Source organism: Cerasicoccus arenae (genome assembly GCF_014651635.1).
Classification (GTDB): domain Bacteria; phylum Verrucomicrobiota; class Verrucomicrobiia; order Opitutales; family Cerasicoccaceae; genus Cerasicoccus; species Cerasicoccus arenae.
In genome coordinates this window covers 42916-57678 of record NZ_BMXG01000026.1, presented here as the reverse complement: position 1 = coordinate 57678, position 14763 = coordinate 42916, and the positions used below count along the sequence as shown (strand labels likewise).

Sequence of the window (14763 nt, the reverse complement as noted above, 5' to 3'; positions counted from 1 at the left end):
CCCCCCCCTTCAGTGGTGGAACCCGACCCTCAACCAGTCGCAGCCCCCCCCCCTGTTGAAGACGCATCCAATGATTTGGCGGAGGCCGAAGACGTGGTTTTCGACGAAGACATGGCAGAATATGACGAATGGGATGAGTGGGAAGACTATGAAGAGTATGAGCTCACGCCTATGCAGAAGGCCATTGAGCTGGCGATCTCGGTTATCATTCAATTCGTCCTCACGCTATTCATCCTCAAGGTTGCCTTTGAAAATAAAGGCTTTCCAGTGCTATGGAAGCAACTATTGCCCCTGAGCCTGTCGATGGCGCTTGTGGCGCTTGGCGTCGATTTCTTAATGGCGGCGGTAGGCATTGATATGTGGGAGGTCAACCAGGCGATTAATTACCTGGCTTTGTCGGGCCTCATCGTCCTGTTTACCGATGTTCAACGGGCTACTACGGCAATGACGATTGCGCTGATCGCACGCTCGGTAACTTATGTCGTGAACTGGGTTCTGTTATTACTGCTGCTCAACTATGGCTTCGGCTATTAATGTTTTTCGTTTTGCCAGCGGGGTAACGCTTAGTTGTAGTGCATGAGTCCATGAAACCTTTCACCTTCATTTGCGGCGACGATGACTTCCTGGTGACCCGTGAGGGTCAGGCGGTTTTTGCCGAAAAAACCAAAGACCTTGCTGACGATTTCTCCAAGGAGACGATCGACGGGGCGGCCCAGAACATGGGCGAAGTCGAGTCTGCGTTGAACCAGTTTCGATCGGCAACGCAGACGATGTCGATGTTTGGCGACAAGAAGGTTGTTTGGCTTAAAGACGTGAATTTCTTTGCGGACAGCGTGACTGGCCGCGCCGAGGGTACCAAGAAGCTGGTGACGGAGTGGCAAGAGGAACTGGCGCGCTTGGACCCAGCAGGGGTAGATGTGCTTATCACGGCGCACCCTGTGGACCGCCGGCGTAAGGAATTTAAGTGGTTCGCCAAAAATTCAGATTATACCGATTTAAAATCCGGCACCAGTGACGATTTCCTGCTCGATTTGCTGTCGGCCGAAAGCCAACGCTTGAAGGTCAGCTTTACGCATGGTGCCTCGCAGGCCTTGATCGGCCTGGTGGGTGGGAATACCCGACTCGTGCTTGAGGAGGCGCGCAAATTGGCGACCTATCTCGGTTCGGAGGGGGGGGAGATCACTGACGAGCTGGTCATCCAGATGGTCCCGCATTTCGGAGAGGGTGATTTCTTTGAAGCAGTGGAGGCGTTTTTCGCCCTTGATCTGAATTGGACGCTCGATGCCCTCCGGCGATATTTCTTTATCCACAAAGAGGCGCGTCCGCTGATCAGCAATTTGCAGGGCCGCAACCGACTGATGATCCAATTGCGTGTTCTCATGGACTCGGGTGAGATTAGCCTTGGCCCACGGGGCTTCGGCAAAGGGCCATTCGAGGCGGCGGCACGGAAATATCAGCAGCACTTCGGCACTTTCGACGCCAAAAGTAACTTCAATGTCTTCACGCAGAACCTTTGGTATCTGGGGAACAAGGTCGCACCGCCATCGGCAAAACTGAAGCTGAAGCAGCTCGTAGACTTCCAGATCGCCTTTACCCGCGCCTTTGAGGACCTGATGCGTAAGCCCACCGACCAGCAATCCGTGATGCGGGATTTGGCCATCACCTGCCTGAGTTAAACGCTTTGCCCGTGCTTTAAAGTTTGAACCAGCGGCAAATGGGTCTTTGCTGGTGCGCTTTATGACTTGGCTCGACAAGCTGGAAAAGCGTTTTGGACGCTTTGCAATTCACAACCTCACCTTCTGGATCATGGTGGGGCAGATTACTGTCTACGGACTTGGCCTGTTTACGACTTTCCCGGTCGATAACCTGATGTTTTACCCGGACGACGTGCTGGGGGGGCAGGTTTGGCGGGTATTTACCTTTATTCTGGAACCGCCGCTCGTAGCGATGAGCCCGATCTTCCTAGTGTTCTACTGGTATCTGTTTTATATATTTGGCAGTGCGCTGGAGCATCAGTGGGGCGAGTTTCGGTTTAATCTGTTTTTCCTGATTGGGCTGGCTTGCACGGTGATTGCTGGGCTGATTAATTGGGTGATATTGCCGGGACTCATTCGCCCCAGCCACATGGTTACCAATATGTACGTGATGACGTCCATCACGTTCGCATTTGCGATTTTGTTCCCCAATTTTGAGCTGCTACTGTATTTCGTATTACCGGTGAAGATCAAATGGCTGGCGCTGATCACCTTCGCCCTTTGGGTAATCACTGCCCAAGGCATTGTTGATTGGACGTTGATATTTGCCGCGCTGGGTAATATCGTCATTTTCTTTGGGCGAAGCTTTATGCAGGGTGCCAAAGTCAAACAGCGCCGCGTGAGTCATGAAAAACAGCAAAAGGCCATAGCGGAAGAGGCCTTTCACCGTTGCGTGATCTGTAACAAGACGGACCTTGATGACCCTGATTTGGAATTTTCCTACCTTGCTGGCGATGGCTACTGCCAAGACCACTGGGAAGAGATGGAGAAAAGGGCCAATGCCAAGTAAGCCAGTGATTTTTGCTTTACAGCAGCGATGAATATCGAGCCTATTGCAGTATGCGCGTAGGCCTCACAGGTGGCATTGGTTGCGGTAAATCTACGGCGGGGAAATGCTTCGCCGAGCTGGGCTGGCAGCGACTTGATTCCGATGAGATTGTCCGCGAATTACTGACGACAGACCCCGATTTGCACTCGGCTTTACGCAGTCGATGGGGGGGGGGGGCACTTTTGTCTGAGGGGGGTGCTAATCGGTCATTTATCGCCGGAAAAGTCTTCCATGATGCGGCTGAACTACGTTGGTGGGAGGGGCAGGTGCTGCCTCGGGTCCGGGCGGCGTGGCAAGGGGCTTTGGCTGCTGATCCCGCTGCGGACTGGCTGGTTGAGGTCCCGCTTTTGTTTGAAAAAGACCTCTCAGACAGCTTTGATGTCACTGTTTGCGTAGAATCCCCGGAATCCATCCAGTTGGAGCGATTAGCTGCTAAAGGGCTTGACCGCGAGCAATCCCTTGCCAGAATTAACAACCAGATGCCGGTGATGGACAAAGTGCGTCGCGCTAATATTGTCCTTTCGAATCCCGGTTCATTCGATTTCCTTCAGCGCCAAGTTCAACGCGCGTCCGAGATGCTACGACAGCTTCCCCCGAATTCTTAATCTTTTGTTCCATGAGCTGGTTTCTGTTTACCAGCCTGTAATTCTTTTTTTATCCGCTAACCCGGTTACCGGTTTTTATTTACCTATGAGTGACACCGAAGAGCAATTACTCGACCTCCAGGAGGCCGATGCCGAGCAGCCTGCTCCTAAGAAAAAAGTCGCCCGCAAGCGCGCAGCCAAGAAAACGGCCCGCAAAAGCGCCCGGAAAAAGACTGCTGAACCAAAGTCGGACAAGCCGGAGAAAGAAGAGAAGGCAGACAAGGTTGAGCAGCCTGCGAAGGTTAATAAACCTGCGAAGGTAGATAAAGCAGACAAGGACGAGATACCCGAAACATTTTCTGCGGATCCCGACGATATGGACGACTACGGCGACCGCGCTTGGCGCAGTGAACGCCAGGCTGAGCAAGAGACCGAAAGCCGACAGGAGAAGCCTCGTGAAGCGCGTCACGACAAGAATGACGGCGACGACAACGAGCCCCGGCAAAACGCCCGAACAGATCGGGAAGACCGCGCGCCACGCAATGAAGACGGTGCTCCACGTAATGAAGACCGTGGAAGTCGGAACGAGGACCGTCCAGCAAGGGAAGGTCGGAGTAACCGAGGCCAGGGCCGCAATCAACGTGATGAACGTGACGAACGTGACAACGACTCCGATGATCGCGGTGATGGTCGTGACAACCGTCCACAGGGTCAGCGGCAAGACAATCGTCAGAATCGTAATGATCGCGGCGACCGCAATGACCGCAATGACCGCAGCGATCGTAATGATCGTGGTGGACGTAATGATCGTGGTGACCAAAATCGCGGTCAGCATCCTCATCAGAAAGGCAATCGGCAACAGCATCAGCAGGGTGGCGGTGGCCAAGGTGGCAATCAGGGGAATCGCTTCGACAAGAACAAGAAATTTAAGAAAAAGGATCGGTTTGGTAACTCTGGTCCAGGCGGCCCACCTTTCCAGAAAAGGAAGGGTGGCTGGCAGAAAGATTTTGAAGCCGCAAACGAGGACGATGTTGATCCGCCGTCTTTTGATAGCTTGGCCGAGTGGGACATCTTCCGCGATACCGATGCCCTTACGAAACTGACTGAAGAAGTCACTACGGGCGAAGTTCTCGACTATAACGAAATTTACGCACTCAAGGTGCCTGAAATGGAGAAATGGGCCAAGGAAAACGGCGTCTCCACGGAAGGCCCACCGAGCCGCCGCAAGCTACTCCGTGCCATTCTCGACCACGCTGGTGCCGAAAAACGCACGATCAAGGCTACGGGTATCGTGGAAGAGTTGGAAGACGGTTTCGGCTTCCTCGTTTTCGCTCAGGACAGCTATCGTTTGCGCACTGAAAGTGCGTTCATAGCCGCGCCGCTTTTCAATAAATATGGGCTTCAGCGTGGCCACGAAGTGGAAGTCATTCTCCACGCTCCGCGCGAAGATGACACTACGCCGTTCGTGCTCAAGGTTGAGACCGTTATGGGGATGGACCCCGAAAATGCGCTGCATTTGACTCCCTTTAAGGAGCTCGTGCCGTATTACCCGACGGAGCGCATTATTATGGAGTCCGAGCAGGGTCGCCTCGGCAAGTGGGACAATATTTCCATGCGCATTGTGGACTTGCTCAGCCCAATTGGCCTTGGCCAGCGAGGGCTGATTGTCGCCCCGCCGCGCACGGGTAAAACCGTCCTGCTGCAAGGCATTGCTAACGCGATTCGCGTCAACAAGCCCGACGTCAAATTGATCGTCTTGCTTGTGGATGAGCGCCCGGAAGAAGTTACTGATTTCAAGCGTACGGTTCAGGGAGCCGAGGTTATTTCTTCGACCTTTGACGAGTCCGCCGAAAGCCACGTGCACGCCGCGGAAATGGTCAGCGAGAAGGCCCGCCGCATGGTGGAAGCCGGTAAGGATGTTATCATCCTGCTCGACTCGATCACTCGTCTTGCTCGCGCCTACAACACGATGATGCCCAGCAGTGGCAAGATCCTTTCTGGTGGTGTGGAGGCCAGCGCCTTGCAGAAGCCCAAGCGTTTCTTTGGCTCAGCCCGTAACATCGAGGATGGCGGTAGCCTGACGATTCTCGGTACGGCGCTCGTCGAAACCGGCAGTAAGATGGACGAGGTTATCTTCGAGGAGTTCAAGGGCACTGGCAATATGGAGCTGCACCTCGACCGCGAGCTGTCCAACAAGCGCGTCTTCCCAGCTCTCTCGTTTGAAAAGAGTGGCACCCGCAAGGAAGAACTACTCTACCACCCGGACGAAATGCAGAAGGTCTACGGTCTGCGTCGTGCGATGAAGGGCGTCGGCTCCGTCGAGGCGATGGAGATGCTCATCCAGCGCGTCAAGAAAACGCAGACCAACGCCCAGTTCTTGATGTCTCTGCGGTAGTTTTTGCGTATTCCACGTCGCCGCATGATTTGGTAGTGCAGGCGCGTCCCCGTGCCGCATGCGTCATGCTGCCTGAATAATGAAACTGCGGCGCTGGCACGCGCCTGCGCTGCCAAATCAAGTTTGGAAAAATTACGGTCGTTTGATGGTCGATGCCTGTTTTGGATTGCGAATAACTTTGTGCTGCAAAGTTTGAACGAATGAAACGGTGCGCAGTCTTAAAAAACATGCGCGTCTTTTTTATCTGTTTATCGGCTGTTTGTGCACTCATTATTTCGGCAGTGATCGTCGCGAAGCCTTGGGTTACGATTCATCACGCTGAACCAATTGTGGTCAAGGGATACGCGGAAAGACCAGTCTCAGCGGATGCGGGCAGTCTGACGGCCTATGTGACTACGACCGGCCAGACGAATGCCGAGGCTTATGAGTCTGCTGGTGAGGCACTGAAGAAAGTGCAGGCCCTATCGACTGGGATTCTGGGTGCCGATATTGAATCAGTCGAGCTGCCGACGTCGGTTCAGTCGGTGGCTAAACTGAATGCGGCGGGGAAGAAAACTAATGTCGTCGATTTTTATCAAGTGTCGCGTAGTCTGCGTTTTAACACGAAGAACGTCACGGGCTTGGAGAAACTCGGGCGCGCCTTGTATGACCTTAATGCTGATGGCATGCGAATTGAAGTGAGCGGCCCCAGCTTCTTTGTTAGCGATCTGGACGGGATAAAATTGGAGTTGGTCAAGGAGGCGACGTCCAATGGCAAGGAGCGTGCTCAGATTATGGCCGATAGCTCGGGGGAAAAACTTGGCCCACTGGTAGCCGCGCGCCAGGGAGTGATCCAGATCACCAAGAAAAATTCGACCGAGACTGAAAGCTGGGGCATTTACGACACCGAGACGATTGACAAAGTGGTGAAGCTTGTGGTGACGGTGGAATATCAGATCGGGCGCTGATTAGAAGAGGGTTTGCGTCAGCATTAGCATGTCTATTAGCGGCAGGCATGCTTGGCAATTTCGGTGTTCTCGGTTATATTGTAATCATGGACACTAAAACGCATTTCCCCGACCATGGGGAACCCAACACCTACGAAGAAGGCGTGCACCTGAATAAAAGGGAAAAGCTCATGCTCGCTCTTGTTGTGGGTGGAATGGGCCTTCTCATGGTATTAATCCTCATTGGGATAGGATTCTAAATCGGATCCCGGAAAACGTCACTTGTCGATGACTAGATAGGTGGCAGTGGCGAGGGCCAATCCGTTGCTATTGATGGAAATCCAGACTTAAAGTGCTGGATTTCAGGGAGATATTGTCCCAATGTCTCGCGCATGTCGGCCTTGATTGGATCCATGTTGGCGGGCCTTGGGCTCTTTTTTGTTGGGACGGCGTTGCTGGATCGGCATCTACGGGCCTTGGCGGGCCGACGGTTGCGGGACGTCTTTGCTGGGCTCACGGATAATCCATGGAAGGCTGGTTGGTGGGGATTTTGCATTGGTGCAGTTGCCCAGACGGCTTCGGCAGTGACTTATTTGGCGATTAGTCTCGTGAACACTGGGCTTTTGCCTGCGCGTCGAGCGTTGACGGCGTTGAATTGGTCTAATCCTGGTACTTGCGTCCTTATTTTCTTCCTGACGCTGCCGTTGAATGTGTTCACGGCTTATGTGATGGGGGTTGCGGGAATTCTTTACGCCTTCCAGCAGCCCAAGAATTGGCGGCACGCGGTGGGGTTTATTTTTGGGATTGGGCTGCTGTTCTACGGCCTTTTCCTGATGCAGGATGCCGGGGCGCAGTTGAATCAGTATGACTGGTTCCGAGAGTTGATGGAGTCCGCGCATGGGCAATATTTGGTGGTGTTCTTCGTTGGTGTGCTGTTGACCGTGCTGGCGCAATCGGGCAACGCCGTGGTACTGGTGACGATTGTCTTGGCTCAGGCTGGGGTCCTCGGTGAAGACGAGGCGGTGATTGCGATTTACGGGGTCAACCTTGGCGCGAGCCTGATTACACACATACTGACGCTGCGCCTCAAGGGAACGGCGAAGCAGATGGCGATGTTTCAGGTGTATTATGGTTGGTTGGGCACGCTGTTGCTCGTGCCGCTGTTTTTCATCGAGGTCTGGGGCGGCGTCCCACTTGTTTTGGCGGCTCTTAAGCTGACGAATCTCCCGTTAGCGCAGCAGCTGGCGTTGACGAACCTGATCTGGTGCGTGGGCGCGAGCTTGGTTGTGGTTATAATAGAGCGCCGGATGGAACGCATGCTTTTGCAGAAGTATCCGCCAGACTCTAATGAGTCGGATGACCGCCCGCGCTATCTGTATCCTCGTTGTGAGGAGGACCCGCCTGCTTGCCTGGATTTGATTGCCCAGGAACATCGTCGGCTGGCCGCGCGTTTATCGCAGTATTTTCGTCTGCCGAGTGGGTTGTCGGGTAACGCGTTGGCCACGGCATTGCCTCGCCACCGTGATTTTACTAAAGTGACTGACGAGGTGTCCCAAGTGCTACATGCGTTGATGGACCAGCGGCAAAGTGGTGATTTAGCTGGCGGTTTGGCCCGTGCGCTGGAACGGCATGATTTGCTCTGCGCGCTGGAACGAGAATTCTTCCAAGTCCTGCCGCGAGCGAAGCAATACGCTGGTGGCCCGGATTCTCTGGGTCATCGAACACTGGAGGGGCTTGAGGCCGCGTGGCTGACGATTCTCGACGCAATCCTTTCGCAAGACCCCGATGATCTGGATCTGGCGCTCATGATTTCCGCTGATGGGGGGGGGGCACTTGCCCGTTTGCGGGAGAATTTTTTGGAACCCGCGACGTTAGCCAATCGTGAGGAGCAAGCCGCGGCATTGCACCTACTGGGTGGGTGTGAACGGTTGATTTGGCTAGCGAACCGGTTGGTGATGTCTGTGCAGGACGGCGGGGGACGTGATTTACCCGACTTTCGGTAGCTGCGTTTTGCCCGCCTTCCAGCGGCGGAGGCCAATGAAGCCTGCCAAGCCAAACATGCCCGCTATGGCGATGTAGGTTGAAGGTTCAGGGATGGCGCTGGAAACAATGACGTAGTTGCCGAAGACGGGGCCAATCGCACCGAAGTCTCCGCCTTGAATGCCACGCTCAACACCTAGTGCATTAAATGTGAGTGAAGCCAAATAGGGCGTAAAATCGAACGTCATCGAGCCGGAAAAGGCCGGTGCCGATGTGGTGATATCCACGGTACCCCGGTTGCCATAATTGTAGATATTAAAGCCACTTGGGGATTGCAGAGATGCAGATGCGAAACCTCTGGGAGAAAAATCGGGTGAAACATTTGGTGTTGTTAGATCTCCTGATCCGTCTCGGGCGATTGGGCTAGCCGGGGCACTGGTAAAGAACTCCAACAGGGTGAAACCGCTGGTATAGTTCCAGCCGGAGGAAGCTGCACTAGGCAGGTCGGGCCCAGGGGTGAAGGTGGCGGCCGTAGGGTCCGTTACATCGATGATGAGTATGAGGGCTGCCTGTGAGGACAGCGAACTAGCAATCAATACACAGCCAAGCAGCAGTGATTTGTTCATATGGGAGAATTTGAGGAATGAATAGTTTTGAGAGAATTTAATCGTTTCTACAACGCCAAGCAAAGTAAACGGTATTTGCACATCTGGCTGTGCTTTTCGTCAGGGGGAAAGTCGGGTCTAGTCTTGTTTTAAGCAGCTATGGCCATTGCTATTATGAATGTAGGGGGGAGAGATGGAGCATTTTGCCTCAAAATCACTGCCGTTTTTTAAGTTGCATCACAAAAAGGGCGACGGCAATCTCTCCCGTTTTGCTTCCAGATCCCGATACCAATTCAACTATGTCAGAAGAACTTACCGGCAATGTCCTAGTCGCCCAATCGGGCGGTCCGACCGCAGTCATTAACGCCAGCCTCGCTGGTGTCGTCACCGAGGCGCTCAATCATGGGTGCATCGAAGAAATTTACGGCGGCCTCAACGGCATTCAGGGCATCCTGAACGAAGAGCTGATTGACCTAGCGGAAGAATCTCAGCAAGCCATCCGCGGCCTGCGTTACACGCCTTCATCCGCGCTTGGTTCCTGCCGCTATAAGATGAAGAGTCAGGAAGACTACGAGCGCGTGCTCCAGGTTTTCCAGGCGCACAACATTCGCTACTTCTTTTATATCGGCGGCAACGACTCGCAGGATACTGCCAACAAGATTTCCAAGCTCGCCAAGGAGCGTGGCTATGGCCTGCGCGTCATTGGCATTCCGAAGACTGTGGACAACGACTTGCCGATTACGGACCATTGCCCCGGCTATGGCAGCGTAATTAAGTACATCGCCACCACGGTTAAGGAAATTGCGCTCGATAACGAGAGCATGGGCCGCCACGACTTTGTTTCTATCGTTGAGGTCATGGGCCGCAATGCTGGTTGGATCACTGCTGGTGCTAGCCTCGCTAAGCGTCGCAACGAAGTGGACGATCCACCCCATCTGATTTTGATGCCGGAAGTGCGCTTTGACCCAACGGCTTTCATTGCCCGGGTTCAGGAAGTACTCCGCAAGTCGCCTTATTGCATGGTTGTTGTGGGCGAAGGCTTGACTGACCAAGACGGCAACTTCGTTGCTGCTGGCAGTTCACAAGACTCCTTTGGCCATAGTGCCCTGGGTGGCGTTGGTGAATACCTCCGCGACCTCTGTGAGCAGCATCTGGGTGGCGTCAAGGCACGCTCTTGTAAGCTCGGCATCGCTCAGCGCGCTGCAGCGCATTGTTCTTCGCAGACGGACAACGACGAAGCCTTCTTGGCGGGCACAGCAGCGGTCAAGGCCGCCGTTGATGGCCACACCGACAAGATGATCACTCTGATCCGCACCGATAGCGATTTCTACGGCAGCGAAACCGGTATGGCTAACCTTGAGGACGTGGCGAACAACGAGAAGCCCTTCCCAACGCAGTGGATCAACGAAGACGGTGTCAGCATCAACTTCCAGTTCTACAAATACGCCAGCCCGCTCATTCAGGGCGAAGTGCAAGTGCCTTACGAAAACGGGACGCCGAAGTATATGAACTTCACTGGCAACCGTGTGTCCAAGGAACTGCCTCCGTATCAGAGCTAAGTTTGAGCGAAATTTTTAGCGAAAAGCGCCTCCTTGGGGGGGGCGCTTTTTTTGTGATCCGAGGCACTGATACATGCGCAACGGGCATATATTCGCTTGGTTTGATGCGCACGAATCCGGTGATGTGTCATTTCTCAGCTAGATTGCGCTTGTTTCATTGGCTGCTGGCGGCTTCAATGCGCGCTTTCTAATCATGGGCAAGAAAGGCAAACTTTGGGAGCTGCGCGGCTCCTCCATTCACCAGCAGGGTATGTTTGCGCGGGCGGACATCCGTGAGGGTGAGAAAATTATCGAATACCTTGGTGAGCTCATTCCCAAGGCGGAGTCGACCCAACGTTGCTTGGATTGGGAGGCGGAAGCACGCGAGAAAGACGCGGGCCTCGTCTATGTATTCGACCTGAACGAAGAATACGACCTCGACGGCAACATTGAGAACAATCCGGCCAAATACATCAACCATAGCTGTGAGGAAAATTGCGAGGCCATCAATGAGGATGACCGCATTTTCATTCACGCCAAGCGGGACATTGCCAAGGACGAAGAGCTCTCCTTCGACTATGGTTATGACATTGAGTGCTTTCTCGATCATCCCTGCCGCTGTGGCAGCAAGCGCTGCGTGGGCTATATCGTCGCTCGCGATAGTCGGCCCAAGCTAAAGAAGCTGATTAATAAAAAGCAGCGGGAGACGGCGAAAAAAGCAGCTGCTAAGAAAGCCGCCAGTGCCGCAAAAAAGAAAAAATCAGCGGCCAAGAAAACGAAAAGTGCCGCCAAACCCAAAGACGCCAAGACAGAGAAAAGCGTTAAGAAAGCAAAGACTGTCAAAAAGCCCAAGGCCGAGAAGAAGTCAAAAGACGATAAGAAATCAAGGAGCGATAAAAAAACCAAGGTCGGCAAAAAGAAGAAGAAAAAATCGTGAAACTACTGGTCCTGACATCAAGCACCGGAGGTGGTCACGACATGCGCGCGCGGTCGATTAAAGCTTGGGCTGAGCATGCTAGTGCTGCCGAACAGGGGATTGAAGTCGAAGTTTTTCAGACGCTTGAGAGCCTGGACGGCCTCTATAAGTTCGGTGTTGAAACGTATAACTGGATCCAACTGCATTGCCCTTGGCTACATCACGCGTATTTCAATTTCTTGGAGATCGCTTCTATGCACCGCAAGTCCTCGGCGATTAAGGGACGCGAACGTTTTGCCGAAGTTCTTAATCGTGTGAAGCCCGACATTATCGTCAGCACGCACGCACACCTCAACCACGGTTTTTTTGCCTTGGCCAAGGAAATCTTGGGTGCGGACAAGGTGAAATGTGTTACTTATTGCGGAGAGCTTTTTGGCGGTTACGGCTTCAGTAAACATTGGGTCAATCCCGAGAGCGACGGCTTTTTTGGTGCAGTTCAGGAAACCTGCGACTGGGCCAAAGAACTCGGTATGGCAGACGCGCGGAATCATGTGGGTGGGTTCATGCTCAACCCTGGTTTCTGGGATCGTTCGTTATCCGAAGACGAGAAGCGTGAGTGGATTATCAGCAAACTGGGGCTGGACCCAGATAAATTTATCCTAGTCCTCGCAACGGGGGCCAACAGCGCAAATAACCATCTGGTGTTGCTTGAAGCGCTGGCAAAGTCGCGAGTCCGTCCACAGATTGTCGCTTTATGCGGGCGGAGCCAGGAAGCATTTAGCGCGGTTGAAAACTGGGGGAAGGCCCATCCGGAGCTGCCAGTCAAGCCATTGCCTTATTTTACGGAGATGTTTAATCTGCTACAGTGTTCTTCAGCAGTAGTAGCGCGCCCTGGCACCGGCACGACGAGCGAGAGCATTTTGGCGGGCTGCCCGATCATTTTCAATGGCCTAGGCGGGATTATGCCGCAGGAATGGATTACCGTGAAGTTTATGCGCTCACATGGGGTCGACTTTGTTATGAATCGGCCCAGCCAATTGTCTGGCCTTATTAAGCCTTTGGTGGACAACCGAAAGACTTTGGCCGAGACTCGGGCGAAGATGGTCCTGCTCCGACCCCAACAACACCCGCTGGACATTTTGAGAAAGCTTGTTTCACTGTCCCAGGAAAGCCGATGAAATCTACTGCCCTCCAACACATCCAAACCCGCTTGTTCTTGCACGCGGTGCTGCCCACGTTGGATGCAGTGATCAAAGCCTCGCCCAAGGCGCAGGCGCTCCTCAAGGATAATCATTTTTCCGTTTGCTTCAAAACACGCTCAGGACTGAGCGCGAGCTACTTCTTCACCACCGGGGGCTGCGAGTACATTCCCGGAGGCAGTACGTCGGCGGGCATCGAATTGCTTTTCCTGACTGATGGGCAGGCCGCGGCGACTTTCCTGGAGCAGAAGACCTTTCCGCCGTTGCCGACCAAAGGCTTCAGCGCCCTCGGTAAGATGAAGACTTTCGTCGCGCTGACGCTGGAGATGCAAGCCTGGCTCAAGCCTGATGCAGCCAAGCTCGCCGGTGAACAGTTTCGCCAAATATTTGTCCCCATGACGCTTGGTCTGGCGCTGCGGGCAGTGGCCCAATTGTGTCGTAGTGAACGGCGTTTTCGGGAGCAATTGGCGGCTGGCCCACAAGGCCTGGCGGCGTTTCAACTCGGCAAAGATGGCGAGCCTGTGTGGCTGCGACTTGTTACCAACGAGCTGACATGTGGCCAAGGTGAGCCTGCTGACACGCCCGATGTTCGCGTTATTTTCCACGACTCCGTTCTGGCTGCTGAGGCATTACAGGACAAGGCAGACGCCCTTACCGCCGTGGGCAATGGTGCGATTGAGGTGCTAGGCCTCGTGCCGCTGGCGGACCACCTGAATGCCATGATGGAGCGCGTGCAGGGCTACATCGATCCCCCGGCCAAGCAATGAATACGCATTACGAAAAATCCCTCCAATTATTTGATCGCGCGTCCAAAGTTGCCCCAGGTGGCATTTATGGGCACATGAGTCCTGCTGCCTGTTTGCCGGGGGCCAGCCCTTATTATGCCGTGCGCGGCGAGGGGTGTCGCTACTGGGATGTTGATGGCCACGAATACATTGATTTTATGTGCGGCTACGGGCCGGTCATTCTGGGCTATAATCACCCGGAAGTCGATGAGGCCGCTGCCAAGCAGCGTGAACTGGGCAATTGCTTTAACCACCCAACAGAGCGCTTTGTGGAGCTGGTCGAGCGACTGGTTTCGCTGGTGGATTTCGCAGATTGGGGAGTGCTCGCCAAGAACGGTGGTGACGTGACAACTTGGGCGATTCAGGTCGCTCGTGAGCACACGAAGCGCAAGAAAATCATCCGCCTCAAGGGCTCTTACCACGGCGTTGACCCATGGTGTACGCCAGGCCACGGCGGTTTGATTGAGGAAGATCGCGAGCACATTCATCATTTTGCTTGGAACGACCTGACCGCCTTTCAGGGGTTGGTGGAGCGCTACCGTGGCGAAATTGCTGGGCTGATCATCAGTCCGTGGCATCATCCGGTATTTGCCGACAGCGATTTCGGTGCACCCGGTTTCTTGATTGGTCTAGAGAGAATTTGCCGCGCCGAAGGCATCGTGCTGATCTCGGACGATATTCGCGGCGGTTTTCGGCTCAACATTGGTGGCAGCCATGAAGAGTTTGGTTACACGCCGGACATCGTTTGCTTCTGCAAGGCGCTGGGCAACGGCTACCCGATCTCTGCCGCTCTCGGTACGGACGCCCTGCGCGTTGCTGCGAGCAAGGTCTTCCTGACGGGCAGTTACTGGAATAGCGCTGTACCGATGGCCGCCGCGCTCAAGACGCTGGAAATCCTGGAGCGGGACAATGTCATCGCGAAGATCAAGCAGACTGGGCAGCGCCTAAGCGACGGTCTCGTGAAAATCGGGGAAAAGCACGGCCATTCGATCAAGCCTTCGGGCCCGCCCTCTGTTCCCTTTTACCGATTGACTGAGGAGAAGAACTTTCTGCGCCAACAGCAATGGTGCGCCGAGGCAATGCAGCGTGGGGCTTTCCTGCATCCGCATCATAATTGGTTTATCTGCGCTGCGCACACGGATGCGGATATCGACGCCGGTCTCCAGATTGCAGATGACGCCTTGGCCGCCTGCGTGAAGCAGTGGGACTGATCGTCGGGCTTTGTTTCAACTGCCACTGAAGCGGTAACTTG

13 protein-coding genes and 1 pseudogene are annotated in these 14763 nt (G+C 54.2%); 13 read left to right on the top strand and 1 reads right to left on the bottom strand.

What is annotated here, in order from left to right; translation table 11 throughout:
• The 8 genes and pseudogenes from IE065_RS16210 to IE065_RS16175 all read left to right on the top strand — a co-directional run.
• Window positions 1-534, top strand: a pseudogene (locus IE065_RS16210) (hypothetical protein); the annotation flags it as partial.
• A 50-nt stretch (window positions 535-584) separates the two neighbouring features.
• Window positions 585-1676, top strand: coding sequence for a DNA polymerase III subunit delta (gene holA, locus IE065_RS16205; protein ID WP_189517002.1), 1092 nt, complete (start codon window positions 585-587; stop codon window positions 1674-1676).
• 61 nt (window positions 1677-1737) lie between these two features.
• Window positions 1738-2544, top strand: coding sequence for a hypothetical protein (locus IE065_RS16200; protein ID WP_189517000.1), 807 nt, complete (start codon window positions 1738-1740; stop codon window positions 2542-2544).
• A gap of 50 nt (window positions 2545-2594) precedes the next feature.
• Window positions 2595-3188, top strand: coding sequence for a dephospho-CoA kinase (gene coaE, locus IE065_RS16195; RefSeq protein WP_189516998.1), 594 nt, complete (start codon window positions 2595-2597; stop codon window positions 3186-3188).
• Window positions 3189-4221: 1033 nt separating this feature from the next.
• A complete protein-coding gene (gene rho / locus IE065_RS18440) occupies window positions 4222-5562 on the top strand; it encodes a transcription termination factor Rho (RefSeq protein ID WP_378079967.1) in 1341 nt (446 codons plus the stop codon).
• Between the two features lie 227 nt (window positions 5563-5789).
• Window positions 5790-6509 carry an SIMPL domain-containing protein gene (locus IE065_RS16185; RefSeq protein ID WP_189516996.1) on the top strand — a complete coding sequence of 240 codons (720 nt, stop codon included), beginning with the start codon at window positions 5790-5792 and terminating at the stop codon, window positions 6507-6509.
• Window positions 6510-6595: 86 nt separating this feature from the next.
• Window positions 6596-6748: a hypothetical protein gene (locus tag IE065_RS16180; protein WP_189516994.1), complete on the top strand. Its 153-nt coding sequence runs from the start codon at window positions 6596-6598 to the stop codon at window positions 6746-6748.
• Between the two features lie 132 nt (window positions 6749-6880).
• The gene (locus IE065_RS16175) at window positions 6881-8491 is read left to right on the top strand and encodes a Na/Pi symporter (RefSeq protein WP_189516992.1); all 1611 of its coding nucleotides are present in this window, start codon (window positions 6881-6883) and stop codon (window positions 8489-8491) included.
• Here IE065_RS16175 and IE065_RS16170 read toward each other — a convergent pair.
• On the bottom strand, window positions 8474-9094 hold the full coding sequence (locus IE065_RS16170; RefSeq protein ID WP_189516990.1) for a PEP-CTERM sorting domain-containing protein: 621 nt from the start codon (window positions 9092-9094) through the stop codon (window positions 8474-8476). The genes IE065_RS16175 and IE065_RS16170 overlap by 18 nt on opposite strands.
• 278 nt (window positions 9095-9372) lie before the next feature.
• Between IE065_RS16170 and IE065_RS16165 the strand changes: the two genes are divergently transcribed.
• From IE065_RS16165 to IE065_RS16145, 5 genes are all read left to right on the top strand, one after another.
• Window positions 9373-10632 carry a 6-phosphofructokinase gene (locus tag IE065_RS16165; RefSeq protein WP_189516988.1) on the top strand — a complete coding sequence of 420 codons (1260 nt, stop codon included), beginning with the start codon at window positions 9373-9375 and terminating at the stop codon, window positions 10630-10632.
• 193 nt (window positions 10633-10825) lie between these two features.
• Window positions 10826-11548 (top strand): SET domain-containing protein, encoded by a 723-nt coding sequence (locus tag IE065_RS16160; RefSeq protein WP_189516986.1) that lies wholly within the window; start codon window positions 10826-10828, stop codon window positions 11546-11548.
• Window positions 11545-12705 carry an MGDG synthase family glycosyltransferase gene (locus tag IE065_RS16155; RefSeq protein WP_189516980.1) on the top strand — a complete coding sequence of 387 codons (1161 nt, stop codon included), beginning with the start codon at window positions 11545-11547 and terminating at the stop codon, window positions 12703-12705. Before IE065_RS16160 ends, IE065_RS16155 begins: the two co-directional genes overlap by 4 nt.
• The gene (locus IE065_RS16150) at window positions 12702-13493 is read left to right on the top strand and encodes a hypothetical protein (protein ID WP_189516978.1); all 792 of its coding nucleotides are present in this window, start codon (window positions 12702-12704) and stop codon (window positions 13491-13493) included. The genes IE065_RS16155 and IE065_RS16150 overlap by 4 nt, the downstream gene beginning before the upstream one ends.
• Window positions 13490-14722, top strand: coding sequence for an aminotransferase class III-fold pyridoxal phosphate-dependent enzyme (locus IE065_RS16145; protein ID WP_189516976.1), 1233 nt, complete (start codon window positions 13490-13492; stop codon window positions 14720-14722). The genes IE065_RS16150 and IE065_RS16145 overlap by 4 nt, the downstream gene beginning before the upstream one ends.
• Window positions 14723-14763: the final 41 nt, after the last annotated feature.

Excerpts from the sequence above, each read along its gene's own strand:
- holA (WP_189517002.1), top strand. The coding sequence starts at position 585 with ATGAAACCTTTCACCTTCATTTGCGGCGACGATGACTTCCTGGTGACC.
- IE065_RS16200 (WP_189517000.1), top strand. The coding sequence starts at position 1,738 with ATGACTTGGCTCGACAAGCTGGAAAAGCGTTTTGGACGCTTTGCAATT.
- coaE (WP_189516998.1), top strand. The coding sequence starts at position 2,595 with ATGCGCGTAGGCCTCACAGGTGGCATTGGTTGCGGTAAATCTACGGCG.
- IE065_RS16185 (WP_189516996.1), top strand. The coding sequence starts at position 5,790 with ATGCGCGTCTTTTTTATCTGTTTATCGGCTGTTTGTGCACTCATTATT.
- IE065_RS16180 (WP_189516994.1), top strand. The coding sequence starts at position 6,596 with ATGGACACTAAAACGCATTTCCCCGACCATGGGGAACCCAACACCTAC.
- IE065_RS16175 (WP_189516992.1), top strand. The coding sequence starts at position 6,881 with ATGTCGGCCTTGATTGGATCCATGTTGGCGGGCCTTGGGCTCTTTTTT.
- IE065_RS16170 (WP_189516990.1), bottom strand. The coding sequence starts at position 9,094 with ATGAACAAATCACTGCTGCTTGGCTGTGTATTGATTGCTAGTTCGCTG.
- IE065_RS16165 (WP_189516988.1), top strand. The coding sequence starts at position 9,373 with ATGTCAGAAGAACTTACCGGCAATGTCCTAGTCGCCCAATCGGGCGGT.
- IE065_RS16160 (WP_189516986.1), top strand. The coding sequence starts at position 10,826 with ATGGGCAAGAAAGGCAAACTTTGGGAGCTGCGCGGCTCCTCCATTCAC.
- IE065_RS16150 (WP_189516978.1), top strand. The coding sequence starts at position 12,702 with ATGAAATCTACTGCCCTCCAACACATCCAAACCCGCTTGTTCTTGCAC.
- IE065_RS16145 (WP_189516976.1), top strand. The coding sequence starts at position 13,490 with ATGAATACGCATTACGAAAAATCCCTCCAATTATTTGATCGCGCGTCC.